This window comes from Collinsella sp. SGI.184 (assembly GCF_050313415.1).
Lineage (GTDB): Bacteria > Actinomycetota > Coriobacteriia > Coriobacteriales > Coriobacteriaceae > Collinsella.
The window spans coordinates 18,149-39,736 of the sequence record NZ_JBNPLJ010000010.1 but is presented as its reverse complement, the minus strand read 5'-3'; the positions used below and the strand labels follow the sequence as shown (position 1 = coordinate 39,736).

At 56.7% G+C, this 21,588-nt stretch carries 22 protein-coding genes and 1 riboswitch; of the genes, 17 read left to right on the top strand and 5 right to left on the bottom strand.

Features of this window, described 5'->3' with window-relative positions; genetic code table 11:
* The first annotated feature begins 303 nt into the window (after positions 1 to 303).
* From hsdR to ACQRAJ_RS04835, 4 genes are read left to right on the top strand one after another with little or no spacing between them, the layout of a single operon-like run.
* A complete protein-coding gene (hsdR, locus tag ACQRAJ_RS04850; protein ID WP_427747860.1) occupies positions 304 to 2,634 on the top strand; it encodes an EcoAI/FtnUII family type I restriction enzme subunit R in 2,331 nt (776 codons plus the stop codon).
* 19 nt (positions 2,635 to 2,653) lie between these two features.
* On the top strand, positions 2,654 to 4,132 hold the full coding sequence (locus tag ACQRAJ_RS04845) for an N-6 DNA methylase (protein WP_427747859.1): 1,479 nt from the start codon (positions 2,654 to 2,656) through the stop codon (positions 4,130 to 4,132).
* Entirely contained in the window at positions 4,133 to 5,701 is a 1,569-nt protein-coding gene (locus ACQRAJ_RS04840; protein ID WP_427747858.1) for a restriction endonuclease subunit S, read from the top strand.
* A 33-nt stretch (positions 5,702 to 5,734) separates the two neighbouring features.
* Positions 5,735 to 6,529, top strand: coding sequence for a tyrosine-type recombinase/integrase (locus ACQRAJ_RS04835; protein ID WP_427747857.1), 795 nt, complete (start codon positions 5,735 to 5,737; stop codon positions 6,527 to 6,529).
* Here the strand turns inward: ACQRAJ_RS04835 and ACQRAJ_RS04830 are convergent.
* Positions 6,519 to 7,964 carry a restriction endonuclease subunit S gene (locus tag ACQRAJ_RS04830; RefSeq protein ID WP_427747875.1) on the bottom strand — a complete coding sequence of 482 codons (1,446 nt, stop codon included), beginning with the start codon at positions 7,962 to 7,964 and terminating at the stop codon, positions 6,519 to 6,521. The two genes, ACQRAJ_RS04835 and ACQRAJ_RS04830, sit on opposite strands and share 11 nt — an antisense overlap.
* Before the next feature lie 100 nt (positions 7,965 to 8,064).
* Here ACQRAJ_RS04830 and ACQRAJ_RS04825 point away from each other — a divergent pair, with 100 nt between their 5' ends.
* A complete protein-coding gene (locus ACQRAJ_RS04825) occupies positions 8,065 to 10,188 on the top strand; it encodes a DUF262 domain-containing protein (protein WP_427747856.1) in 2,124 nt (707 codons plus the stop codon).
* A 67-nt stretch (positions 10,189 to 10,255) separates the two neighbouring features.
* Here the strand turns inward: ACQRAJ_RS04825 and ACQRAJ_RS04820 are convergent, their stop codons facing one another.
* From ACQRAJ_RS04820 to ACQRAJ_RS04810, 3 genes are all read right to left on the bottom strand, one after another.
* Positions 10,256 to 10,678, bottom strand: coding sequence for a hypothetical protein (locus ACQRAJ_RS04820; RefSeq protein WP_427747855.1), 423 nt, complete (start codon positions 10,676 to 10,678; stop codon positions 10,256 to 10,258).
* A gap of 8 nt (positions 10,679 to 10,686) precedes the next feature.
* A riboswitch (SAM riboswitch) is annotated at positions 10,687 to 10,777 on the bottom strand.
* A 298-nt stretch (positions 10,778 to 11,075) separates the two neighbouring features.
* Complete coding sequence (locus ACQRAJ_RS04815) at positions 11,076 to 11,765, bottom strand: hypothetical protein (RefSeq protein WP_427747854.1); 690 nt, start codon at positions 11,763 to 11,765, stop codon at positions 11,076 to 11,078.
* 123 nt (positions 11,766 to 11,888) lie between these two features.
* Positions 11,889 to 12,542, bottom strand: coding sequence for a helix-turn-helix transcriptional regulator (locus tag ACQRAJ_RS04810; RefSeq protein WP_427747853.1), 654 nt, complete (start codon positions 12,540 to 12,542; stop codon positions 11,889 to 11,891).
* A gap of 240 nt (positions 12,543 to 12,782) precedes the next feature.
* On the opposite strand from ACQRAJ_RS04810, the gene ACQRAJ_RS04805 reads away from it, so the two are divergent.
* Positions 12,783 to 13,373 carry a nucleotidyltransferase family protein gene (locus ACQRAJ_RS04805; protein WP_427747852.1) on the top strand — a complete coding sequence of 197 codons (591 nt, stop codon included), beginning with the start codon at positions 12,783 to 12,785 and terminating at the stop codon, positions 13,371 to 13,373.
* 112 nt (positions 13,374 to 13,485) lie between these two features.
* Here ACQRAJ_RS04805 and yqeC read toward each other — a convergent pair whose 3' ends face one another.
* Positions 13,486 to 14,223, bottom strand: a complete 738-nt coding sequence (yqeC, locus tag ACQRAJ_RS04800) for a selenium cofactor biosynthesis protein YqeC (protein ID WP_427747851.1) — start codon at positions 14,221 to 14,223, stop codon at positions 13,486 to 13,488.
* 102 nt (positions 14,224 to 14,325) lie between these two features.
* Here yqeC and yqeB point away from each other — a divergent pair, with 102 nt between their 5' ends.
* From yqeB to secY, 11 genes are all read left to right on the top strand, one after another.
* Positions 14,326 to 15,120, top strand: coding sequence for a selenium-dependent molybdenum cofactor biosynthesis protein YqeB (gene yqeB / locus ACQRAJ_RS04795; RefSeq protein ID WP_427747850.1), 795 nt, complete (start codon positions 14,326 to 14,328; stop codon positions 15,118 to 15,120).
* Positions 15,121 to 15,129: 9 nt separating this feature from the next.
* Complete coding sequence (locus ACQRAJ_RS04790; RefSeq protein ID WP_427747849.1) at positions 15,130 to 16,173, top strand: XdhC family protein; 1,044 nt, start codon at positions 15,130 to 15,132, stop codon at positions 16,171 to 16,173.
* A 586-nt stretch (positions 16,174 to 16,759) separates the two neighbouring features.
* Positions 16,760 to 17,317 (top strand): 50S ribosomal protein L5, encoded by a 558-nt coding sequence (rplE, locus tag ACQRAJ_RS04785; RefSeq protein ID WP_154516073.1) that lies wholly within the window; start codon positions 16,760 to 16,762, stop codon positions 17,315 to 17,317.
* A 79-nt stretch (positions 17,318 to 17,396) separates the two neighbouring features.
* Entirely contained in the window at positions 17,397 to 17,582 is a 186-nt protein-coding gene (locus tag ACQRAJ_RS04780; RefSeq protein ID WP_022094280.1) for a type Z 30S ribosomal protein S14, read from the top strand.
* A 119-nt stretch (positions 17,583 to 17,701) separates the two neighbouring features.
* The gene (gene rpsH, locus ACQRAJ_RS04775) at positions 17,702 to 18,100 is read left to right on the top strand and encodes a 30S ribosomal protein S8 (RefSeq protein ID WP_006235262.1); all 399 of its coding nucleotides are present in this window, start codon (positions 17,702 to 17,704) and stop codon (positions 18,098 to 18,100) included.
* Positions 18,101 to 18,133: 33 nt separating this feature from the next.
* Positions 18,134 to 18,670, top strand: a complete 537-nt coding sequence (rplF, locus tag ACQRAJ_RS04770; protein WP_370450587.1) for a 50S ribosomal protein L6 — start codon at positions 18,134 to 18,136, stop codon at positions 18,668 to 18,670.
* 75 nt (positions 18,671 to 18,745) lie between these two features.
* Entirely contained in the window at positions 18,746 to 19,114 is a 369-nt protein-coding gene (gene rplR / locus ACQRAJ_RS04765) for a 50S ribosomal protein L18 (protein ID WP_118270231.1), read from the top strand.
* A gap of 14 nt (positions 19,115 to 19,128) precedes the next feature.
* Positions 19,129 to 19,653, top strand: coding sequence for a 30S ribosomal protein S5 (gene rpsE / locus ACQRAJ_RS04760; RefSeq protein WP_154516070.1), 525 nt, complete (start codon positions 19,129 to 19,131; stop codon positions 19,651 to 19,653).
* A 2-nt stretch (positions 19,654 to 19,655) separates the two neighbouring features.
* Positions 19,656 to 19,838, top strand: a complete 183-nt coding sequence (rpmD, locus tag ACQRAJ_RS04755) for a 50S ribosomal protein L30 (RefSeq protein ID WP_154516067.1) — start codon at positions 19,656 to 19,658, stop codon at positions 19,836 to 19,838.
* A 3-nt stretch (positions 19,839 to 19,841) separates the two neighbouring features.
* The gene (gene rplO / locus ACQRAJ_RS04750) at positions 19,842 to 20,291 is read left to right on the top strand and encodes a 50S ribosomal protein L15 (RefSeq protein ID WP_006235267.1); all 450 of its coding nucleotides are present in this window, start codon (positions 19,842 to 19,844) and stop codon (positions 20,289 to 20,291) included.
* Positions 20,285 to 21,571 carry a preprotein translocase subunit SecY gene (gene secY, locus ACQRAJ_RS04745; RefSeq protein ID WP_370450586.1) on the top strand — a complete coding sequence of 429 codons (1,287 nt, stop codon included), beginning with the start codon at positions 20,285 to 20,287 and terminating at the stop codon, positions 21,569 to 21,571. The genes rplO and secY overlap by 7 nt, the downstream gene beginning before the upstream one ends.
* The last annotated feature ends 17 nt before the right edge of the window (positions 21,572 to 21,588 follow it).

The following is a 21,588-nucleotide window of genomic DNA, read 5'->3' as shown; positions in this document are numbered from 1 at the left end:
GGATGGATTAGCGGTAGCACGAGGCCGATTGACGGTCGAGGCACATCGACCTTAAGGGCTTTCCTGCGAACGCTCATGTGACAAATCTGCCGTATGTGGATAAGCAATAAGTCAATGGCCCCGGGAATGATCTCTGATACAAGTCATCGGGGCTCATTTTGCTTTCTTCGGAGCTTTCTCACGGGGCCGACTTTACTCCGTCTCATTTCGTATAAAGCAGCTGCTAGATTATATGGTGATGATAAAATTAATCAGTTCAACACCAACAGTTGCCGCCTTGCGCAATGAGGAGTTCCGAGACGTATGAACGAGTCTGATACACGGCTTAAGCTCATCGATCCTGCGATTATGAAGTCGTGGGATCGCAACACCCAAGTCTTCACTGAGTATTTCTTTACCAGTGGCGAGATCGTCGTGCGCGGAGGCATGGTCTCCCGCAAAGACAAGAAGAAGGCGGACTACCTTCTTATGTACGCTCCCGGTATCCCAATCGCAATTGTCGAAGCCAAGGATACGGAGCACACCGTTGATGCCGGTCTCCAACAGGGGATGGGATACGCCCAGCTGCTCGATATTCCGTTTGCGTATAGCTCAAACGGAAAGGGTTTTGTTGAGCACGATTTTTTTACCGGGAAAGAGCGCGCTCTCGCCATGGACGAGTTTCCTACCCCGACGGAACTCTGGACACGATACTCAAAAGCTAAGGGGCTTGAGCATCCATATAGCCAGGAGATTGTGACCGCTCCGTATTACCAGGAGTACGGCGGCAATCATCCTCGCTACTATCAGTGCATCGCCATCAACCGCACGCTTGAAGCTATTGCGCGAGGCAAGAATCGCATCTTGCTCGTTATGGCAACGGGAACGGGAAAGACTTTTACGGCTTTTCAAATCGTTCATCGCTTGCGGCAGACTACCGAGGTTCGTAAGGTTCTCTATCTGGCGGACCGCAATATTCTCGTCGATCAGACCATAGACGGTGATTTCAAGCCTCTCAAGAGGGTTACAACCAAGGTCGTAGGTCGAAAGCTCGATTCTGCTTACGAGGTCTATTTCTCGCTCTACCAGCAGCTTGTTGGAGAAAACGGTGAGGAAATATTCCGCGAGTTCGACTCGGAATTCTTCGATTTGATTATCGTCGACGAGTGCCATCGCGGAAGCGCCGCGGCGGACTCCGCATGGCGTAAGGTGCTCGAGTATTTCAATTGCGCAATTCAAATCGGAATGACGGCCACGCCAAAGGAGACTGAAGAGGTTTCAAACATTACCTACTTCGGCGAGCCTGTCTACACCTACTCCCTTAAACAGGGAATCGAGGACGGCTTTCTTGCTCCGTATAAGGTTATTCGCCCTAAGCTGAACGTCGACGTTTACGGATATCGTACTGAGGAAGGCACCGTAGATGATCGCGGCGAAGCTCTGCCCAAACGTGTTTTCGAGAAGCAAGACTTCGACAGCGAGATTGTCATCAAGGAGCGCTGCGAGGAAGTTGCCAAGCGAATAACTCAATTTCTCAAGGAGACAGACCGATACTCCAAGACCATAGTCTTTTGCGTTGACATCGAGCATGCCGAAAATATGCGACGTGCCCTTGTAAACGAGAACGCCGATATCGTAAGAGATCACCCCACCTACATCATGAAGATTACGGGTGACGACAGGGAAGGTAAGGCTCAGCTAGATAACTTCATCGACCCCGACGAGAAATACCCGACCATCGTTACGACTTCGAAGCTTCTCACCACTGGCGTTAATTGCAAGACGTGTAAGGTAGTTGCGCTCGACAACAAGTTCGGTGAGCATGGAATGACGGAGTTCAAGCAGATTATCGGCCGCGGAACCCGTATCTGTGAGGACTACGACAAACTCTATTTCACCATCCTCGATTTTCGTGACGCATCGCGTTTGTTTGCAGATCCCGAGTTTGATGGCGAACCTGTTGTTGTGTTTGAGCCTAATCCGGGTGATCCCATTGCGGATCCGGGTCCCGGCGGAAATGGCGGCAGCCCCGTTCCGCCTCCGTCTCCGATCGTAGACCCACCCGTATTGCCGCCGGACGGTCCATCCTCCCATGTGAAATATCACGTTCATGGGGCCGACGTCTATGTAGTGTCGGAGATGGTGCAGTACTACTCTTCCGATGGCCTTCTTGTAACTGAGAGCCTTAAGGACTATACGCGGAAGAACATTCTTGGCGAATACGACACTCTTGACCACTTCCTAGCGGCGTGGAACTCTGAACATAAGAAGCAAGCGATTATCGATGAGCTGCGCGCACGTGGCGTATTCCTGGATGAGCTGCGGCTCGAGACTGGGCAGGAGCAAATGAGCGACTTTGACCTCATTTGCCATATTGCTTACGACCAGAGACCTCTTACGCGCAGCGAGAGAGCCAATAGCGTCAAGAAAAAGGGCGTGATTTATGAGTATGCCGGCGTCGCGCGCGAGGTCCTTGAAGCGCTTCTCGACAAATATGCGACGTCGAACCTCGTAGACTTGGACGACACCCACGTCCTCGATCTCGAGGAATTCCGTCGGTTTGGCAGCCCAATGAAGATCGTCGCCGCATTCGGCGGCAAACAGCAGTACATTCAGGCAGCGCAGATGCTCGAGGACGAGCTTTACATCGCATAGAGAAAGGTAACGATAGCAAATGGCACTGGGATCTCTTGTAAAGACCCTGCAGAACATCATGCGTAAAGACGCCGGCATCAATGGCGATGCGCAGCGCATCGAGCAGATGACCTGGCTTTTCTTCCTTAAGATTTACGATGCCAAGGAACAGGAGTGGGAGTTTCACGATGACTCCTATCGGTCCATCATCCCCGAGCGCCTGCGCTGGCACAGCTGGGCGCATGACGCGAAGGACGGTAAAGCGCTTACTGGCGATGAGCTTCTCGACTTTGTAAACAATGATCTATTCAAGACTCTTGAGAGTCTTGAACTTGCACCTGACGCGCCTTTGCGACACGTCGTCGTCAAGGCTGCTTTTACTGACGCCAACAACTACATGAAGGATGGGATTCTGCTTCGTCAAGTCATCAACGAGATTGACGGGTCGGTTGACTTTACCGAGTACAAAGAGCGCCACGCCTTCGGTGAAATTTACGAGACCATCCTGAAAGACCTGCAGTCCGCAGGTAATGCCGGCGAGTTTTACACACCCCGAGCGGTGACTGACTTTATGGCCCAGGCGCTTGCTCCCAAGCTCGGCGAGACTGTGGCTGACTTCGCGTGTGGCACGGGTGGCTTTTTGACGAGCGCCCTCAAGATTCTCGACTCCCAGGTTCAGACTCCAGCCGATCGTGAACTCTATGCAAGATCGGTCTACGGTGTCGAGAAGAAGCAGCTTCCTTACCTGCTGTGCGTGACCAACATGCTGCTGCACGATATCGATAATCCTGAAGTTTTTCACGATAACTCTCTCGAGAAGGACGCTCGCGAGTGGAAGCACAAGCCTGACGGCCAGTTTGACGTTGTACTTATGAACCCGCCCTATGGCGGGTCCGAGAGCGCATCGGTGCAAAACAACTTTCCTGTTGCACTCCGTAGCTCTGAGACCGCAGATCTATTCCTTGGACTCATTCTTTATCGTCTTAAGCGAGGCGGCCGCGCTGCTGTTATCATTCCGGATGGTTTTCTCTTTGGCCAGGATGGTGCAAAGACGGAGATCAAGCGTCGCCTGCTTGAGGACATGAACCTGCATACTGTTTTGCGCCTTCCACAGAGTGTCTTCGCTCCGTACACGCCCATCACTACTAACGTTCTGTTCTTCGATAATACGGGGGCCTCTGAGGGCGTTTGGTTCTATCGCATGGACATGCCCGAGGGGTATAAGCACTTCTCTAAGACTAAGCCCATTAGGATTGAACATTTTGCACCTGTAAAGGAATGGTGGGAGAACCGTCGAGATATCGAGGAAGACGGCAATCCCAAGGCCAAGTTCTATACGGTTGACGAGCTGCGAGACGGCGGCTTTAACTTTGACGTATGCGGCTATCCTCACGAGGAGGAGGAGATCTTACCGCCTGACGAACTGATCAGGAACTACAAAGAGGAGCGTGCTAAGCTCGATGCCGAGATTGACCAGAAGCTTGCTCGTATTTGCGAGATTCTTGGGATTGAGGCGTAGATGAAGGCAAAAGACCTGAAGAACTCAATCCTTCAAATGGCAATTAAGGGCAAGCTTGTAACGCAGGATCCGAACGACGAGCCTGCCAGCGCCCTTCTCGAACGTATTCGTGAAGAAAAGCATAAGCTTATTGCTGAAGGTAAGGCCAAATTCCCGAAGGGCGGGGAGAGCATTATCTATATCGGTTCCGATGGCTCCCCCTATGAGAAGAGGGTGGACGCCAAGGGCCGCGTGTTGAGCGATAAATGCATTGCGGATGAGATACCGTTTGAGGAGTTACCTGAGGGATGGGCCTGGGCAAGAATTGGCACCATTACAGAATTGGTGAATGGCAAAGCTTTTAAACCAAGCGACTGGACGTCAACCGGACTCCCTATAGTGAGAATCCAAAATCTTAACGATCCCAATTCACCCTATAATCGATATGACGGGGATTGCGACAGCAAGTTCTTGCTCTATGGCGGTGAACTTCTTTTTGCTTGGTCGGGCACACCCGGAACGTCCTTTGGTGCTCACGTTTGGAGCGGCGGCAAGGCTCTGCTTAACCAACATATCTTCAATGTCAAGTTTTCGGAACAAAACCTTGATATCAATTATCTAAAACTGTCTATTAACCGAAGCGTTCTATCGCTCATTGGTCTTGCCCATGGCAGCGCAGGCCTTCAACACGTTACAAAAGGGACATTCGAATCAACGCTGATTCCCCTCCCGCCCCTCGCCGAGCAGCGCCGCATCGTCGAGCGCGTCGGCGAGCTCACGCCCCTGGTCGAGGAGTACGGCGGGCTCGAGGACGCCCGCGAGGAGCTCGACGCCGCGCTGCCCGGCCGCCTGCGGAAGTCGGTGCTGCAGCTGGCGGTGCAGGGCGGGCTGGTGCCGCAGGACTCGACTGACGAGCCCGCCGCCGTCCTGCTCGAGCGCATCCGCGGGCAGCGCCGGCAGCTCGTGGCCGAGGGGAAGATGAAGGCCCCGAAGGGCGGCGAGTCGATCATCTTCGCCGGTTCCGATGGCCGCCGCTATGAGAAGAGGGTGGACGCCAGGGGCCGCGAGTCCGAGCCCGTCTGCATCGACGACGAGATCCCGTTCGAGATACCCGAGGGTTGGGGATGGGCGAGGCTCGAGAGCGTCATCGTTCTATTGTCAGGAACAGACCTCAATTCTTCTCAGTACAACGACCGACACGAAGGAATCCCATATCTAACCGGGGCTTCCAATTTTGCTGATGGCAAACTAATTGAAAACCGCTGGACCGTTGAACCGTCGCGCATTTCAAGAAAGGGGGAATTGTTGTTTACATGTAAAGGAACAGTCGGTGAAATGGCCATCAATCAATTTGATGCCGCGCACATTGCGCGTCAAATTATGTCAATTACGCCAAATGAATACGGCATGCTTCCCTATATAACGCTGTTTCTGAATGCCATGGTCGAAGATATCAAATCACACGCTAAAGGAGTTATTCCTGGAATTGAGCGCAACACCCTTCTAGCGCGATTGGTCCCCGTTCCGCCTTTGGCAGAAGAAAGTCGAATAGCTGAAAAGCTTGCAGAACTGCTTAATATGGCTGTTTAACTGGTTTCATGACATTGTCGAAAGGATGATGTCATGAGAGCGTTTGATCAATACTTACGGGAAAATGGTTATGCGGAGAATACGATCGACTCGTATTCTTTTGCAATTTGTCAGCTTATCGATAAAACTCAGTCTCTAACAAATCAGTCACTTCTTGCGCACAAAGAGTGGCTGGTTTCTTCATTCGCTCCGAAAACAGCCAACAACCGCATCGGTGCAATTAACGCCTACCTTGATTTCATCGCTTTTGATGGAATCCGACTCAAAGGAGTGCGAATTCAGCAGAAGCCGTTTCTCGACAATGTCATCAGTAACGAACAGTACGTCCAGCTAATTGAAGGTCTGAAGCAAGACGGTGATTGGTTTTGGTATTTCATTGTTCGCTTTCTTGTGTGTACTGGCGCACGGGTAAGCGAGTTAAGACAGTTTAAGGTAGAGCACGTAATCGCTGGATATATGGACATCGTTTCAAAAGGGCAAAAGCTCAGGAGAATTTGGATTCCTGACTCTTTGCGCCAAGAAAGTATTGCATGGAAAGCCGAGCCGATGAAAGGTCTTCTTTTTCCGGGCAAAAACGACAATGCGATCACTTCGCGTGGAATATCCATGGGGTTGAAACGAGCGGCTCTACGTTATGGCGTCGACCAAGACGTCGTTTACCCACATTCGTTTAGACACCTATTCGCAAAAAACTTTATCAATCGCAATCCAGACATTTCGCTGCTTGCCGATTTAATGGGACACGAGAGCATTGAAACGACGCGGATCTATCTGCGGCGCACTGCAAATGAACAGCGCGCCGCAGTTGATAGGGCTATTAATTGGTAGTGAGCGGTTCGAGTATATCGAAGCGCTCGACAATTCGATGCTGCTCGGCTAGAGGTGGCATAGGGATTAAGACTTCTGATATCTTAGATACGGCCAATCCTGGCTGTGCTGTTGCAGTTGCATATTGATTCAGATTAAGTGCACTTAAAAACAAACATGCCCAAGCAATATCTACGTTAAGAAAACAGCTGACTATGACCGCATGTTCCGTCGCATAGAAGTCACCAGTCGCTCGTTTGACATTTCCACAAAGGGCACCTTGGCGTCCGATTATTGGAAAATCGCCGCTTGCGTTAGGCTTAGCAACGAAGCCGCGGATTCCATTTCCTCCAAAACAAGGATACGGCGTCTTTTCGGTCTGGATATCAGATAAAAGTGATGCCTTGATATTTTTGCCAGCTTGCATGGAGAAAACCGACCCCAGCCTCGCCCACTCCCAGCCCTCGGGTATCTCGAACGGGATCTCGTCCTCGATGCAGACGGGCTCGGACTCGCGGCCCTTTGCGTCCACCCTCTTCTCATAGCGGCGGCCATCGGAACCGGCGAAGATGATCGACTCGCCGCCCTTCGGGGCCCTCATCTTCCCCTCGGCCACGAGCTGCCGGCGCTGCCCGCGGATGCGCTCGAGCAGGACGGCGGCGGGCTCGTCAGTCGAGTCCTGCGGCACCAGCCCTCCCTGCACCGCCAGCTGCAGCACCGACTTCCGCAGGCGGCCGGGCAGGGCGGCGTCGAGCGCCTCGCGGGCGTCCTCGAGCTCGCCGTACTCCTCGACCAGGGGCATGAGCTCGCCGACCCGCTCGACGATGCGGCGCTGTTCGGCGAGGGGCGGGAGGGGGATAAGCAGGCCCGCTGCCTTGGTAGCACTTAGCCCCTCCTTAGTCGCCCCAACTTGGCCAACCATTATTTCCGACTGTACTAGAGGTGAAATGATTGCCGCGTGCAGGTATCCGCTGACGATTTGAAGCACAGGTCTCATAACTAGCACATGCTGATTTACATCGGCATCTCCGAATGTATCGGGGACGATTGCGCAACGGCCGATCGATGCCCCCGTGATGTTGAGTAGCATGTCATTTGGCAGCACGTGGCTTCCGCGCCTACCAAACAACGAGCGCGAGAAATGTGCAACGTCGTCAAGCCTGAGCCCCTCGTTGTGAACATTCTGGGATCTGATTAGCATTGGGCCTTCGTCTTGGTAAACCTTTCGGCCGCCCACAGGTGTGCTTCCGGAGCCCATCTTGGTGAAAAAGGATGAAAGTCTCGTCCAGCACCACCCCTTAGGCAACTCCTCAAACGGCAGATTGTCCGCAATGCACTCATTGCTCAGCACGCGACCCTTAGCATCCACCCTCTTCTCATAGGGGGAGCCATCGGAACCGATCAGACGTTCAATTGTGTTCGCAACAAGCGTTGTAGAATCTAGTGATATGAGCATCACGGTTGCTTCTGTGCTTTGATGCTCTCGTCTTTAGCGCCCTCCACTCAGTGGGGGATTGACGGTAAATGACGTAAACAAGAAGGGGGAGCAAGCGTAAATGAAAGCAACCGAGGCAAATCTACTCGACCTTATGGGCGTGGCGAAGATGCAGTTCGTCATTCCCGTGTACCAGCGAGTTTACTCGTGGAGTGTAAAAGAGTGCGAGGTGCTTTGGGATGACGTCATGCGAGCGGGTCGTGATGGCGTATCGCACTTCGTGGGGTCGATGCTCTATATCCCCGAGTCCGAGAGTTCTGCCACGAGCATTTCGCGCGTGCTTCTAATTGACGGGCAGCAGCGCATGACGACGTTTTCGTTGATGATCGCTGCCTTGGCTGACTATTTGGAGAACAACCCCGACAAGGCCGGCTTCCTTGGCGACCTCAAGATCTCAGCGCTTCGGAAGAACTACCTCTTTAACGATGACGACTACAACGGTCTGGCACGCTACAAGCTGGTGCTCTCGCAGGACGATAAAGAGACGCTGTTCTCCATCGTGTCTGGGTCTCCCGTGCCAGATGAAAAATCGGATCGCATTGTCGAGAACCATGCGTTCTTCCGCGAGAAGATGCGTGGTAAATCATTTGACCCTGCAAGGCTTTGGGCAGGGCTAAACCGTGTACAGGTCATCGACACTAAGCTCACCGCTGGCGTTGATAATGCCCAGCTCATATTTGAGTCCATGAACTCCAAGGGCAAGCCGCTCACGCCCATTGACCTCATCCGTAACTACGTTCTAATGTCGCTTCCCAACGACGAACAGACCAAGCTTTACGAGGGTTACTGGCATCCACTCGAGCACTTGTTCGGAAAAGGCGGCGAGGACGAGTTCAATGCATTTATCTGGTACTGGCTGTGGCTTAAAGTTCCCAATAGGATGCCGAAGGAGGACGAGGCCTACTACGAGTTTAAGCGCTATTTCACCGACGACTACGATGGTGACACCGAGGGCCTGCTTAAGGAGCTGCGCGGGTATGCACATAGATACGCCAGCCTGTTCCTTGGTAAGGAGAAGGACGACGGACTGCGCCGAGTGTTCGGCAGAATCGTAAGCCTCGACGTGAAGCAGATAAGGCCCCTCTTAATGTTGCTTTACTCGGTTTACGAGGGGAATGGGCTAAGCCGCAATGCGTTTTTACGTATCTGCGAGACTATCGAGTCGTTTCTGTTCAGGCGAGCGGTTTGCGGCCGACTTACCACGGGCCTAAATAATTTCTTTGCCGGCATGTATCGCAATCTCGAGCAGCAGGACGATATAGAGGAGTACGTTACGGCGATGCTCCTTATCCATGGCAGTGGCATGACTGCGTACTTCCCGACGGACGAGCATTTTGTCGAGGAGTTTAAGACGCGTGACTGCTATAACCGCTTCTCCAAAAAGCGCTATTACCTGGAACGCATGGAGAACTGGCACCACCCGAAGGAGCCCATCTCGGCTGACAATTACCAAATCGAGCATGTCATGCCTCAGACGATCGATGATGTGCACGGCTGGAAGGAATCGCTTGGCGAGAACTGGGAAGACATCCACGACAGGCTGTGCAACAACTTGGGAAATCTAACGCTGACGGGTTACAACCAGGAGTACTCAAACCGGTCGTTTTCGGACAAGCTCAATCTTCCTGGCGTGGGGCTTAAGTGCAGTCCGCTTCACCTGAACAAGTCGATTGCCTCGCATGAAAAATGGGGCGAGGAGGAGATTAGGCAGCGTGCGGACGAGCTGGCGAAGGAGGCGTGCGAGATATGGAAGTACCCCGATCTTCCGGCAGATGTCGTCGATAAGTATCGCCCCTCTCGCGGGGAGTCCGACGAGGCTCCTGTCTGGACTCTGCAGGAGAATCACCCTACTTTTGCTGAAGGCGGACTCAACCAGAAGCTTTTCGATGAGGTGTGCGAGTCTGTTCTGAGTGGTAACCCTTCGTGGGAGTCCTATATAGCCAAGTACTATGTAGGCTTCAGGTCGGGCAAGCGAAAACTGCATGCCGTGTTAGAAGGCAGGACTAGCAACGGCGGCTGGATTGCCGTTGGCTTGGCAAAGAGTGTGGACGAGCTGATTGACCCGGAGGATATGTGCCAGGACAAACGCACGCAGGGCGGATTTGGGCCGGGTATGCCGACCTATGTTGCACTCCGTAGCGCTGACGATATCCCCGCGGTGCTCGATCTCATAAAGCAGTGCTAGGTTGAAGGCCGGGAATCTAATTCCCGGCCCTTGCCAGCTCAAAATCATCGATGGCTCATCCGCTTGTCTACACTCCCGCAACCCCGCGGGCAGCACTCAGCAGCTCATACTCCCTCTGGCTCCACTGGTGCAGTTCGGCCGCGCGCACGGCGTTGCGGCACAGGTCCAGGAATACCTCGGCTCCCTCGTAGAAGCACTCGCGGGCAAAGGCGCCAGACCCGTCCGCGACGCACGTGCCGTCTGCAAGCAGCTTCCAACTCGACGGCTCACGCGAGTCGTTTCCTAGCAGCTTGATCTGCAACACATGCGGATTGTCGGCAGCGCAGAGCTCTTCCTCGAGCTTCTGTGCCGTAAAGCGCATCTGGTGGGAGAGACTGCTCTTGACCATGGCCGAGGCATAGCCGTTCGGCTTGTCCAGAAGATGTATTCGTTTTGGCTTGGCTGCCAGGTTGTGGAAATTGCACTCGTTGCGCACAGAGAAATTGTCCATACGGACTCCTTTCATCGATGTTGGCAGGGCCACCGTGCCTCTTGGCCGGTTGGCGTCGGGATCGTGGAGCCAACTCTCTACCCCGACTCTGGATAAAACGCGCCCGCTCCTTTCGGGCACGATGGAGTCTATCAGCACGCGCGGACACAAATCAAGCGTCGCCTGCGAAATGATGTGCAGACGGCGCTTGATTACGCGGCAATTATTCGGCCAACATTCGGAAAAGTGTCGAAATATGCCTTATAAAAGTACGGAAAAGTGTCGGAATCGGCACCTCAAAAGTACGGAAAAGTGTCGAATCTGACGGTCTCAACATCTGGAAAAGTGTAACCGGATGACAAAACAGCACGTAGAAGCTGGTGCTACATATGGACGCTTCAGCCGCCCTCAGCCCCCGCTACTCGTCCCCGTCGTTGGGGTCGCCCTTGAGGTTGTTGACGTCGAGGTAGTCGTTGCTCTCGTCCTCTTTTTGCTGCGTTGCCGATTCGGACTCGACGGGGCTGCGGAACAGCTGGAATCCCTCAAACGCAATGACGCCAAGCAGTACTACGACAATCGCTATAAAGATAATCTTTGCTACTGGATTGAAATCCAAAAAGCGCGGCGCCTCTTCCGCGGCGTAGTAGTCGCCATAATAATCGTCGTTGTCAGTGTGGCTATCGGTGTATGAGGATGTGGGCATAGCTTGCGCGTGGTCGTCCGGCTCGTATTCGGAAGCGGACGCGGCGACAAGTGGATTTACCGGCTCGCCGAGCGTCGGCGCGCCGGCAGATGTTTCGTCCAGATCGGCATCAGCCCAGGAATCGAAGGCAAACTGACGGGTCGCAAAGTCGTCGAGATCTGCAACGGGCGGTTCGGGCGCAAGATGCTGCGCCGCGGCGATAAACGATGCCGTCTCGGAAGGATCGCCTGCCGAATGGGTTCCGTCGCCCATGAGCTCGTCGGCGGTCCAGGGGCGATCGCTCATCACGTCGTCGAGGCTCAACGCAAACAGATCGTCTTCGCCCTCGTCAAACGCGCGTTTCGCATGCCTGGCGGCAGAAGCGAAGCCTCCGTGGCCGTTGCGCGATGCGTTGCTCGACCCCATCTTGTTCCATCCTTTCGAACTGTCTCGTCCTTCGATTATATGGAACTTGCCTTGCGGCCGAGTCTCGGATTCGTGCATTCCAGAACTCACGCCCAAAAGGGGAGGGCGATCCGGCCGAGTTGCCTACTTGTCGCCGGCCGCCGCCTTTGCCTCGTTGAGGTAGCTATAGAAGCTGTACTTAGAGATGCCAAAGAACTCGCAGGCACGCTCGCTCGACTTGGAAATGAGGAAGGCGCCGCGACGGTCGAGGTAGCCAATGGCGCGAATGCGCTCATCCTTGGTCATAAGGGCTGCGGGCTTGCCCACGTATTGCTCGCACTCGCGCAGCAGATCTTCGAGCAAGTCGCCGATGGTTTTGGTAATGGGCTCGGGCTCGGTGTAGCCCGTGCCGTCGGTGCCGGTAAAGGCATCGAGCGAGCGCTCAAAAGCTTTCATGAGCGTAATGTCAAAGTTAATGCCCAAAATGCCGACAGGCTTGCCCTCGTCGTTGCGGATAAAGATGGTCGAGGACTTAAGCAGCTTGCCATCGGCGGTTTTGGTGAGGTATGGCTCGCGGTCGTGTACGTCGGTGGTGTCCTCGTGCATGGACTCAAACACAATATGGCTGGGACCGTCACCCAGTTTGCGCCCGCTTACATGGCCGTTTTCGATTACCACGATGGAGTGGTCCACGTCCTCGGTCTCCAGGTCGTGGACGACGACTTCGCAGTTGGGGCCAAACTGGAGCGCCAGGCCGTGTGCAAGGCGGTTATAAAACTCAATCTGTGCGGGGGTCATGGGTGCCTTCCTAAAAATTAGTTTGGGCACACTTTGCCATAAACCCCACTTGTTCGCAAATAACGAAAGTGTCGCTGCGTTATGAGCGAAACACCGCCCGTTGGTTCCAGGCCTAAAGCCGGGTTGAGGTAAACCATGTAAAGGGGGCGCTCTGCCAACCGGCGGGGTGCCCTCTTTTTGCATCGTGGTCGAGGTAGCGGCGCGCGTTATGGGTACGATGGCTTCAGGGGAGGTATCGCCATGAAACTTGGATGCGTCATTATGGCTTCGGGCGAGGGCAAGCGGTTTGGCTCTAACAAGATGCTTGCCGACATCTGTGGAAAGCCGCTGATTCAGCGGACGATTGAATCGGTGCCCAGGGGATTTGACGTTGTTGTTACGACGCGCTGGCCCCAGGTTGCCGAGATCTGCCGTGAGCTGCGCTGCGCGTGCGTACGGCACGATGGCGCGCTCAGGAGCGAGAGCGTGCGCGCCGGCCTTACTTGGGGAGCCGATCGCGATTGGAGGGGCTGCCTCTTTTTGCCGGGCGACCAGCCGCTCGTGAGTTCTGATTCCTTTGAGGCACTCGCCGGTGCTTTTAAGGCCAACGGCGGTGTCGCGCCCGTGCGTCTTGCCCTGAACGGCGAGCCGGCCTCTCCGGTGCTGTTCCCCGCGAGCTTCTTTCCTAACCTTATGGGGCTTAAGGGCAAGGACGGCGGATCGTCGCTGCTGCGCGGCCGTGCCGATATCCAGTTGGTCGAGGCACGTGCCTACGAGCTGTGGGATGTCGACACCGCCAAGGGCCAGCGCCGCGTCTCAGAACACGTTGCGGCCTGCTACGCGCCTCGCTAGCAGAAAGGGCGCCAGGGTAGCTAATTTGGGACGGGGCTCTTTTAGCTACCCTGCCTACCTGATGATTTTTCTCTCAACATGGGGTAGCTAAAAGAGCCCCGTCCCAAATTAGCTACCCCTGGAGGCTGGTAGCGACGACGGGGCGGCCGAGGGCAGCCTCGAAGCGGTCGGCCATCGTGGGGTCGCTGAGCGCGGCGACTTGGTTGAGTATGACGTGCGCGGCGTCGAGCCTCAGCGCCTGCATCTCGGCATTGAGCACCTGGGCGACGCGCTCGGGCGTGGCGGTATCGGTGAGCTCGCAGCCGCAACGCTCGCAAAAGAGCTCGGGGCGGTGGACGGCTTCGTTGATGGGCTTGCCGAGCCCCGAGGCGCCAACGATCCAGACGATGTTGGCCGTGCCAGAGGGAATCACCGGCTCCCAGGCGGCGTGGGCCTTGAGCGGGAGCCGCTTGCTGCCGTCCGCCTCGGCCAAGACGTGGTTAAAGCGCTGTGCCAGCTTGCCGAGCGGCTCGGCGGGGGCGGAGAGCTTGCCCGTTTCGGGGTCCAAGATACCTGCTTGGCAGATGCTTCCGCGCGCAAGGCCCGCGCAGGCCTCGCAGGTGCAGCCGGGGGCATGCGAGGCGCCCGGCTTCCAAGGTGCGGCGTCCAGGCGACGACCCGTCCCGTCCCATGGCACGCCGGCGACGGGAAACATATGCGTGGTGGTGCAGAGGAGCACGCGGCCGCCCGCGCGCATAAGCTCAAGGCCGAGCGCCTTTAGCAAGGTCGACTTGCCACCGCTGCCGATAATCGCGGTAATGCCCGGCTCGATCCTGAGCGCCGAGGCGAGATTGCCGCTAACCGTTTCCATCTGTTCACCGCCGTATAATACTGTGATAATAAATAATCATCAGAGTAGCGGTCGAACCGCTTTTGCTCTGCTCAAACCGTAGCACAGGGAGGTGCCCCGGAAATGCTCGTTTATGTTCGCGGCGCCGGCGATATCGCCACGGGCGTCGCCGCCCGTTTGGTGCGCGCCGGCGTGTCGGTTGTCATGGCCGATATCGCGGTTCCCACGTGTATCCGTCGCACGATCAGTTTTTGCGAGGCCATTCGCCTGGGCGAGGTTCAGGTCGAGGGCATTCGTGCCCGCTTGGCGCAGACGCCGGCAGAGGCGCTTGCAATTACCCAGGCCGGCGATGTTGCCGTTGTGGTGGATCCCCAGGCCAAGATGCTCGACGAACTTAAGCCCTCGGCTGTGGTCGACGCGATCCTGGCCAAGCGCAACTTGAGCACCACGCGCGATATGGCGCCTGTCGTCATCGCCGTGGGGCCGGGCTTTACCGCGCCGGTCGATTGCGATGCCGTGGTCGAGACCATGCGCGGTCATTTTCTCGGCCGCGTCATCACCCAGGGCTCGCCCCAGCCCAATACGGGCGTGCCGGGTGTCATCGCCGGGTATGGCAAGGAGCGCGTTATCCACAGCCTCGCCGCCGGTGTGTTTAGGTCCGACCGCGTGATCGGCGACATCGTGAGTGCCGGCGATGTGATCGGGTATGCGGGCGACACTCCCATGGTCACGCAGATTGACGGCTGCTTGCGCGGGCTTTTGGCCGACGGCGTTCTGGTGACCGAGGGCTTTAAATGTGCCGATGTCGATCCACGCGGCGATGCCAGCTATATCAACTATATTTCGGACAAGGCGACGTCGGTCGGCGGCGGCGTGCTCGAGGCGCTCGCCATGTTCACCGACGTTTTTAGGGGATAGGAAGCGACGATGGAAAAGCTCGATGTGGTGAATGCTGCGCTTGGCGCTCTGAAGGCCGGTAAGACGTGCGAGCTGGTGGTAGTTGCCGGCACGGCAGGGTCATCGCCGCGCGGCGTGGGCGCCTGGATGGCCGTCTTTGCCGGTGGCAGCCAAGCGGGCACCATCGGTGGCGGTAAGATCGAGCTCCTTGCGCTGGACGAGGCGCGCGAGCTGTTGGCCGCAGGGCAGTCGCGCCTGGTCCGCTACACCATGGGCGGCGAGAACTCCGATACCGGCATGATCTGCGGCGGAGCCATCTGCCTGTGTTATCTGCACCTGGATGCATCGCAGGCGCCGTTGTTCCAGTCGGTTGCCGACGTCTTGGCGTATCGACGCATCGGCGACTTCGTCATCGACTTTGAACCGTTTATCGCAAGCGCGCTCGAAAGCGACGCTGCCGAATACCATGGCGAGGAGTCGCGCCGCACCATTGTGGGTTGCCCCGGGCTTTCGCTGACGGAAGAGGGGAGTAAGGTCACCTACACCAACGCCGCCTCCGAGATTCCCCCGGCGCACATCGAGACGCTTTGCCCCGAGGGCCTGACCTACATCTTTGGCTGCGGTCACGTGGGCGCCGCGACGGCGCGCGTGCTCACGGCGGCGGGCTTTGCCGTCGTGGCGTGCGATGACCGCCCCGGCACGCTGACGCCCGAATGGGTACCCGGCGTCTACGACCGTCGTCTGGTCGACTACAAGAACCTGGACGAGTTATGCCCCATCGGTCCGCGCGATCTGGTAGTCGTCGCCACGGCGGGCCACAAGTCCGATATCGATGTGGTGATTCAGGCCTTGCGCGCCAAGCCCGCCTATTTGGGTTGCCTGGGTTCGCGCCGCAAGACGGCCTTTGTGCGGGCTCGCTTGGAGCAGGAGGGCTTTACGCAGGACCAGATCGACGAGCTGCACCTGCCGATCGGCGTTGCCATTCAGGCCGAGGACCCCGAAGAGATCGCCATCTCCATCGCCGCCGAGATGATCCATCTGCGTCGCACCAAGCTCGTCCCCCGCAAGCGCTAGTCGCATCCCAGAGGTAGCTAATTTGGGACGGGGCTCTTTTAGCTACCCTGCCTGCTCGATGATTTTCGCTCGCTGTTGGGTAGCTAAAAGAGCCCCGTCCCAAATTAGCTACCCCAGCCCTCTGCCGCATGCGGGTCAAAATGCTACCTGTGCCATATGCCCTATAATGTCCGCCCGTTGGGCGGCATAGGGCCGCTGCCTAGGTTTGGCGGATCCTCCATTGCCGTCGCCGCACTTGTCGCCGTCGTCCTCAACCTGGTCCTGCCTCGCCAAAAATAACGCCCCATATATGAGTTGCGGTGAAATACGGATTGTTTAAGCCGGTTAAGCCGTCAAACAGTCCCTATTTCACCGCAACGGCTTTTTGGGACCCATTTGTGCGGGGGAGTTGTGGAGTTGTGCAGGCAGACGATGTTTTTCTGGAAATACGCACCCAATGCGCGTATAGTACCGATTGTTTTGTCGGCTCCTGCTGCGTCGAGTCCAAACCGCGAAATGCCATGAGCGGCGCGGATGCAGTCAGGAGGCACGAGGACAACCCACCGTGGCCACGCCCCGTGCTTAAAACCCCAAGAAGGAGTGAACAATGGCAGAAGAGAAGTATGTGCCGCGTCTGAAGGCCAAGTACAACAACGAGGTCAAGCAGCAGCTTCAGGACAAGTTCCAGTACGAGAACGTCATGATGATCCCCAAGTTTGAGAAGATCGTCGTGAACATGGGTGTCGGCGAGGCCGCTACCGATTCCAAGGCCATCGACGGTGCCGTGCGCGACCTGCGCGCCATCACCGGCCAGCAGCCGATGATCACCCGTGCCCGCAAGTCCATCGCTACCTTCCGCCTGCGCGCTGGTATGCCGATCGGCTGCAAGGTTACCCTGCGTGGCGACCGTATGTGGGAGTTCTTCGATCGTCTGACCTCCGTCGCTATCCCCCGTATCCGCGACTTCCGCGGCATCTCCGCCAAGAGCTTCGACGGCCGTGGTAACTTCTCCATGGGCGTCACCGAGCAGCTCATCTTCCCCGAGATCGACTTTGACTCCGTCGATCACCAGCGTGGTATGGACATCACTTTCGTGACCACCGCCAACACCGATGAGGAGGCCAAGGCCCTTCTGGACGCCTTTGGTTTCCCGTTCAAGAAATAGGTTCACCTGCCCTATAAGCGCCGTTCCCACAAGGGGGCGGCGCTTGGGGCGAACAATACTCTATGTGAGGAGGATATAAGTGGCTAAGACATCGATGATCGTCAAGTGCAATCGCAAGCAGAAGTTCTCTACTCGTGAGTACACGCGCTGCCAGCGCTGCGGCCGTCCGCACTCTGTGTACCGCAAGTTCGGCCTGTGCCGTGTCTGCTTCCGCGAGCTTGCACTCAAGGGCGAGCTTCCCGGCGTTAAGAAGGCCAGCTGGTAAGTCACTACCAGCGTTTCAAGCATCCGTTTGGAACAGGGAAAACGTGCTAGTTAGGCTTTGCCGTTAAGGGCGGCGAAGAACCAAGAGCACGTGTTCATCAAGAACGAAGGAGAATCTGTATGAACCTTACAGACCCGATCGCAGATATGCTTACGCGCATTCGTAACGCTAACTCTGTGAACAAGGCCACGGTCTCCATGCCGAGCAGCAAGAAGCTCGTCGAGATCGCTCGTGTTCTGCACGAGGAGGGCTACATCGAGGGCTACGATGTCGAGGACACCGTCCCCCAGAAGACTCTGCACATCACGCTTAAGTATGGTCCCAAGAAGGCTAAGGTCATCAACGGCATCCGCCGCATTTCCAAGCCGGGCCTGCGTAAGTACACCGGCGTTGCCGACATGCCCCGCGTCCGCGGTGGCCTTGGTACCGCCATTATTTCCACCAGCCATGGCGTCATGACCGACCGCGATGCTCGCAAGCACAACGTCGGCGGCGAGATCATCGCTTACGTCTGGTAATTCGCTCGGTAGGTAGAAGGAAAGGAGATCACCGTGTCTCGTATCGGTAATAAGCCTGTCCAGATTCCCGCCGGAGTCGAAGTGGCAGTCAACGGCAACAACGTTGTCGTCAAGGGCCCCAAGGGCCAGCTCGAGCTCGATGTCTATGAGAAGCTCGCTATCAATATCGAGGACAACGTCCTCACCGTTTCCCGTCCCGACGACGAGCGTGAGACCCGTGCCCGCCACGGCCTCACCCGCGCCCTCATCCACAACATGGTTGTTGGCGTTTCCGAGGGCTTCGAGAAGAAGCTCGAGCTCGCCGGCGTCGGTTACCGCGTGCAGCAGAAGGGCAAGAACCTCGAGTTCTCCCTGGGCTTCTCGCACCCCGTGATCGTCGAGGCTCCCGAGGGTATCACCTTCGAGGTTCCCGACAACACCCACGTGAACGTCAAGGGTATCAACAAGCAGCAGGTCGGTCAGATCGCCGCTGAGATCCGCGGCCATCGTCCTCCCGAGCCTTACAAGGGCAAGGGTATCCACTACGTTGGCGAGCACATCCGCCGCAAGCTGGGTAAGGCCGCCAAGTAGTCGTAACCGACTCACTCGCATAAGACCAGCACCCCGTTAGGTGCTGGCAAGATCAACCTTTTTAGGAGTTTACGTATGAACAAGCATAAGGCGAAGCTGGAAGGCCTCAAGCGTCGTCAGCGTCGTGTTCGCGGCAAGATCTCGGGTACCGCCGAGCGTCCGCGTCTTCGCGTGACCCGTACTAACGCCAACATCTATGCCCAGATCATCGACGACAGCAAGGGCTCCAGCCTGACGCTCGTCTCCGCCTCGACCCTCGAGGCCGAGTTCAAGGGCACCCACACCTCGAACAAGGAGGCTGCGGAGAAGGTCGGTCAGCTCGTTGGCAAGCGTGCCATCGAGGCCGGCATCACCAAGGTCGCCTTCGATCGCGGTGGCCGTATCTACCATGGCCGCGTCAAGGCCCTCGCCGACGGTGCTCGTGCCGCCGGTCTCGAGTTCTAGGAGGTATGTAGCACATGGCTCGTAATCAGAAGCAGCAGCGCGAGGCCTCCGAGTTCGAGGAGCGCGTCGTTTACATCAACCGCGTGTCGAAGACCGTCAAGGGCGGTCGTCGCATGAGCCTCGTCGCTCTCGTCGTCGTTGGCGATGGCAAGGGCAACGTCGGCGTTGGCATGGGCAAGTCCGCTGAGGTGCCCATGGCCATCTCCAAGGCGTCTCTCGATGCCAAGAAGAACATGTTCCACGTGCCGGTGACCGAAGAGGGCACCATTCCGCACGAGGTTATCGGCCACTTTGGTGCCGGCCGCATCATCATCAAGCCCGCTGTCGAGGGTACCGGCGTTATCGCCGGCGGCGCTGTGCGTCCCCTCTTTGAGCTTGCTGGCATCAAGAACGTCCTGTCCAAGTCCCTCGGTACCGACAACGGCCTCAACATCATCAAGGCTGCCGTCGAGGGCCTCAAGGAGCTCTCCAGCCCTGAGGACGTCGCGGCTCGCCGTGGCCTGACGGTCTCCGAGATGTTCGTCGGTAAGGAGAACTAAGCATGGCTGACACCATCAAGATCAAGCAGGTCCGCAGCACCAACGGTTGCAAGCAGGACCAGGTCCGTACTGTCCGTGCCCTCGGTCTCCACAGGATCCGCGAGGTTCGCGAGATTACTGACAACGAGTCCGTCCGCGGCATGATCTTCAAGGTCAAGCACCTTGTCGAGATTGTAGAGGAGTAGCAAATGCAGCTTCACGATCTTACTCCCGCGCCCGGTTCCACCAAGAACCGCAAGCGCGTTGGCCGTGGCAATTCTTCGGGTCACGGCACCACTTCTGGCCGCGGCCAGAAGGGCCAGGGCTCTCGCTCTGGCGGCACCAAGGGTGCCGGCTTCGAGGGTGGCCAGACTCCGCTGGCTATGCGCCTGCCCAAGCTTCCGGGCTTCCGCAACCCCCGTCGTATCGAGTACACCGCTGTTAACGTTGAGCGTCTCGAGCGTAAGTTCGAGGATGGCGCTGTGATCGACGGTGCCGCTCTTAAGGCCGCTCGCATCACCAAGAGCGAGTTCGAGCCCGTCAAGGTGCTCGGCAATGGTGAGCTTACCAAGAAGTTCACGGTCAAGGTCGACAAGGTCAGCGCTTCTGCGCAGGCCAAGATCGAGGCCGCCGGCGGAAAGGTCGAGCTGCCGTGCTAAATGGTCTTAAGAATGCTTTCCGCATCAAAGAACTGCGCGAAAAGATTCTTTTTACCATAGCTATGCTCGTCGTGTACCGCATTGGTGCGCACGTTCCTGTGCCCGGCATTCCCTTCCAGGGGATGCTGGGCCTTTTCTCGACCGATAACAATTCGGTCGCCGCAGGTGCTATGGCCCTCCTGAATCTTTTCTCTGGCGGCGCGTTAAGCTATGTGTCGGTGTTTTCGCTGGGCATCATGCCTTACATCACCAGCTCGATCATCCTCCAGATGCTCCAGGCCGTTGTGCCTTCCCTGCATGAGCTTGCCCGCGAGGGCGAGGTCGGTCAGACCAAGATTACGCAGTATTCGCGTTACCTCACCCTGGCTCTGGCAATCCTCAACTCCGTGGGTTACCTCTTCCTCTTTAAGAGCTTCGGCATCAGCTTTAATGGCGCCGCCGCTCCCGAGATCATCTTCGACCTCATGATCGTCGGCACGCTCACCGCGGGCGCCATGCTGATCATGTGGATTGGTGAGCTCATTACCCAGCGCGGTATCGGCAATGGCATGTCGCTGATCATCTTTGCGAACATCATGGCCGGTCTGCCGCAGGCGATCTTCTCCAGCACCGAGGGCAATGGCGGTGGCATCATCACTATGGTGATCATCTGCGCCATCATCCTGCTGGTTATCCCGCTGATTGTTTTCCTTGAGCGCGGCCAGCGCCGCATTCCGGTCTCCTACGCTAAGCGCGTCGTGGGCCGTCGCATGATGGGTGGCCAGACCACTTACCTGCCCATCAAGGTCAACACCGCGGGTGTCGTGCCGATCATCTTCGCTTCGGCGCTGCTGTACTTCCCGGCTCAGGTTGCCGTGTTCTTCCCCGGCATCGGCTGGATTCAGGCAGTTGCCTCTGCGCTTTCGACCGGTTGGCTCAACTGGGTGCTTAACGTTGTCCTCATCGTGTTCTTCGCGTACTTCTACACCTCCATGGTGTTCAATCCCGATGACACGGCCGACAACCTTAAGAAGCAGGGCGGCTTTATTCCGGGCGTTCGTCCGGGTAGGGCTACCGCGGCCTACATCAAGAACGCGCTCAACAAGATTACGCTTCCCAGCGCTGTCTTTTTGGCGCTCATCGCCATCGTGCCTTCGATCATCTTCTCCTTCACGGGCAATCAGCTGATCCAGGCATTTGGCGGCACGTCCATCCTCATCATGGTCGGCGTCGTGCTCGACACGGTCGACAAGCTCGAAGGCCAGATCAAGATGTATGATTACGATGGATTCTTTAAATAGGCTAGAGGAGGATTGCT

Bases quoted from the DNA above. Each gene is read 5' to 3' on its own strand.
- ACQRAJ_RS04805 (WP_427747852.1), top strand. From the start codon at position 12,783: ATGAAACTTGGATGCGTCATTATGGCTTCGGGCGAGGGCAAGCGGTTT.
- ACQRAJ_RS04830 (WP_427747875.1), bottom strand. From the start codon at position 7,964: ATGCTCATATCACTAGATTCTACAACGCTTGTTGCGAACACAATTGAA.
- ACQRAJ_RS04835 (WP_427747857.1), top strand. From the start codon at position 5,735: ATGAGAGCGTTTGATCAATACTTACGGGAAAATGGTTATGCGGAGAAT.
- ACQRAJ_RS04810 (WP_427747853.1), bottom strand. From the start codon at position 12,542: ATGACCCCCGCACAGATTGAGTTTTATAACCGCCTTGCACACGGCCTG.
- rplR (WP_118270231.1), top strand. From the start codon at position 18,746: ATGAACAAGCATAAGGCGAAGCTGGAAGGCCTCAAGCGTCGTCAGCGT.
- yqeB (WP_427747850.1), top strand. From the start codon at position 14,326: ATGCTCGTTTATGTTCGCGGCGCCGGCGATATCGCCACGGGCGTCGCC.
- ACQRAJ_RS04825 (WP_427747856.1), top strand. From the start codon at position 8,065: ATGAAAGCAACCGAGGCAAATCTACTCGACCTTATGGGCGTGGCGAAG.
- ACQRAJ_RS04820 (WP_427747855.1), bottom strand. From the start codon at position 10,678: ATGGACAATTTCTCTGTGCGCAACGAGTGCAATTTCCACAACCTGGCA.
- rpsH (WP_006235262.1), top strand. From the start codon at position 17,702: ATGAACCTTACAGACCCGATCGCAGATATGCTTACGCGCATTCGTAAC.
- rpmD (WP_154516067.1), top strand. From the start codon at position 19,656: ATGGCTGACACCATCAAGATCAAGCAGGTCCGCAGCACCAACGGTTGC.
- rpsE (WP_154516070.1), top strand. From the start codon at position 19,129: ATGGCTCGTAATCAGAAGCAGCAGCGCGAGGCCTCCGAGTTCGAGGAG.
- ACQRAJ_RS04840 (WP_427747858.1), top strand. From the start codon at position 4,133: ATGAAGGCAAAAGACCTGAAGAACTCAATCCTTCAAATGGCAATTAAG.
- rplO (WP_006235267.1), top strand. From the start codon at position 19,842: ATGCAGCTTCACGATCTTACTCCCGCGCCCGGTTCCACCAAGAACCGC.
- hsdR (WP_427747860.1), top strand. From the start codon at position 304: ATGAACGAGTCTGATACACGGCTTAAGCTCATCGATCCTGCGATTATG.
- ACQRAJ_RS04790 (WP_427747849.1), top strand. From the start codon at position 15,130: ATGGAAAAGCTCGATGTGGTGAATGCTGCGCTTGGCGCTCTGAAGGCC.
- ACQRAJ_RS04815 (WP_427747854.1), bottom strand. From the start codon at position 11,765: ATGGGGTCGAGCAACGCATCGCGCAACGGCCACGGAGGCTTCGCTTCT.
- rplE (WP_154516073.1), top strand. From the start codon at position 16,760: ATGGCAGAAGAGAAGTATGTGCCGCGTCTGAAGGCCAAGTACAACAAC.
- yqeC (WP_427747851.1), bottom strand. From the start codon at position 14,223: ATGGAAACGGTTAGCGGCAATCTCGCCTCGGCGCTCAGGATCGAGCCG.
- ACQRAJ_RS04845 (WP_427747859.1), top strand. From the start codon at position 2,654: ATGGCACTGGGATCTCTTGTAAAGACCCTGCAGAACATCATGCGTAAA.